1 protein-coding gene and 1 pseudogene are annotated in these 2,453 nt (G+C 67.9%); both read right to left on the reverse strand.

Annotation, left to right across the window (positions count from 1 at the left end; translation table 11 throughout):
* Positions 1-706 precede the first annotated feature (706 nt).
* Positions 707-1,711, reverse strand: a pseudogene (locus tag FVW20_RS12595) (DHH family phosphoesterase); the annotation flags it as partial.
* Between the two features lie 183 nt (positions 1,712-1,894).
* Positions 1,895-2,453, reverse strand: a 559-nt coding sequence (gene cbiR, locus FVW20_RS12600) for a cobamide remodeling phosphodiesterase CbiR (protein ID WP_196609889.1), incomplete at its 5' end; no start/stop codon positions are given.

The following is a 2,453-nucleotide window of genomic DNA, read 5'->3' on the forward strand; positions in this document are numbered from 1 at the left end:
CCGACGCGGGCCGCCCAGACCGCAGGCGGCGCGGCGCGTAGCCGCCGGATCACCGGCTGCTTCCGCGGATTCCGCGACCGGCTGGACTGGCGCGGTCGGCAAGACAGCCTCGGCAGGCGCGACTTCTTCGACGGGCACGGCTTGTCTGAAGGGCATGACCGGCGCATCGCTCCTTTCCCTTCCCTCCGCACGCAAGGCCGCCCCCCGGAATCCCGGAGGGCGGCCTTGCCATGTTTCCGTGCCCGGCGACGGACAACGCGAAGATGCGCACCGCCCCCCCTGCGCCCCTCGAGGCGTGGGTCCACCAGCCACCGACGGCACGCGCACGCAGCAAACGGCACGCACTGCGCCGCGTGCGAAGACGACACGCATGCGAAGGAAAACTGGCGGCGAGAGGCTGACGCGCGGCAGGGTTACCTGCCGCTTGGCGCTACCTGTCGCCTGGGGGTTGCTTGTCGCCTAGGGTCACCCGGGAAGCGACGGCGGCAGCGGCAGCCCCGGTCGGGGCGGCAGACGTTCCGCCAGTCGGCGCAGCGGACGCCATGCCGGACGTTCCCTCAGGCAGTGCGACAGACGTTCCCGCAGGCAACGCGGCTGGGGCCTTTTGCTCGGATTTGCGTTCGCCCTGCGGCACCGCCTTCTGGGCGGTCTTCTGCCCGGGCGCGGATTCCGCCCCGGCAACGGACCCGGCAGGGGGTTTGGCGTCGGGCTTCTGGTCGGGCTTCGCCCGCATTTTCTTGCGGGGGGCCAGCAGCCGCTTGTAGATGAAGAACTCCACGTTGCGGCCTTCGGCGGCGGTCAGGGGAATCTCCGCGCGGGCCATGGCCCGGTGCCCCCCGGCGGAGCCCACGTCGCCGAATTGCAGGCTGGCATAGCGGCCAAGGTCGCGCCCCATGCCGTCGCCGCGCAGGATGACCACGATGGTGTCGCGGTACACCCCGCACACTGCCGCCCAGCGGATTTCATGCACCCGCATGAAGAAATCGGCGATGACCACCAGGATGTCCGGGTTTTCCACCTCGCCCACGTACACGTACTGGCCGGTGCCCAACTTGTGCATGCTGATGAACGCACGCGAAAAGTAGTCCAGCCAGTGCAGCCGGAATTCGCTGCGCACGATGCGCGAGAGCAGGGTGTGGTCCGCGAACTTGGTCAGGTAGCGGTAGGCGCGCATGTCCACGTCGTGGAAAGCGCGCTCGAAGCTGGCGGTGTCGGTCTTGATGCCGAACTGCAACGCCGTGGCCAGCAGCTTTCCGGGCCGGATGCCGAGATTGTACAGGTACTCGGTCATGATGGTGGAGGTGGCGCCGTACTCGTTGCGGATTTCCTTGTAGTCGGCCACCACCGGGTGCTCTTCCACAAGCGGGTGGTGGTCGATGACCAGCGAGAAGGACAGATCCTTGAACGAGGGATGGTGATGGGGCTGCGAATCCACCACCGCAAAGCGGTCGAACTGGGCGGCAAGCGTGGGGGTAAGCTTGACCATGGGAATGCGCAGGTAGCGGGCCATGGCCAGGTTGTCGGGCCGGGTGATCTCGTTGACGCGGGCTATGGCCACGTCGTCCACGCGATGGATCATGATGCGCTTCAGCGCCAGGGCGGAAGCCATGGCGTCTGGGTCGGCGTTGATCACGATGAGCCAGCGCTCGGCGCGGTCGAACAGCTCCTGCAGGTGGGTGAGCCTGGTCTCCAGCTTCCGGAAGTAACTCATGATCTCCTCTCGGCCCCGAATCGCGTGATGCCCGATGCGCGTCTCTCGTGATGTCCGTGATGTTCTGGTGTTCGTGGTGTTCGCGGTGTTCGTGGTGTTCGTGGTGTTCGTGGTGTTCGTGGACCCGTAATGTCCGTGAGATCCGGCATGGCAGGGACGTCCGGCAATGCCCGCCTGGCAGTTTCAGGCCGGCTCCCCGCCCAGCAGGCGTTCCAGCACCGGCAGCGAGGCCAGCACCCCATCCCAGGCGAACACCTCCACCATCAGCACCGCGTCCGGCGGCAGGGCGGGCAACACCCGCGCGGCCCAGACGGCTTCTTCCGCCGTCAGTTCGGTGAGGGCGCGGTGGCGGTCCATGCCGCCGGGGGCATGCACGTGCACCATGCCCACCCGCTCCAGCAGTGCTGCGGATGCGGGCAGCCTATGCTGACCGTAGGTCAGGACATGGCCCATGTCCAGACACACCTTGCAGTTTCCGTCGCCCATGACCGGCAGCAGGTCCGCCAGGTCCTGCCCGGCGATGTTTTCCAGCAGCAGGCAGGCAGGGTCGCGGCCCTGTCGGGTCCATTCGTGCAGAAAGGCCGCCAGCAACCTTGCCGGACCGTCCGTACCGACAAAACCCGCCGCCTCGGCCTGCTGCGGCGTGGGCGGGTGCAGCACCGCGCGGTGCACATCCAGAAAGGCCACCCGGTCCAGCAGCAGCCCGCATACCCGCGCCGCGCCCACGCCGGGCGCACCGTGC

It is taken from the genome of Nitratidesulfovibrio oxamicus (assembly GCF_015731765.1).
GTDB classification, from domain to species: domain Bacteria; phylum Desulfobacterota; class Desulfovibrionia; order Desulfovibrionales; family Desulfovibrionaceae; genus Cupidesulfovibrio; species Cupidesulfovibrio oxamicus.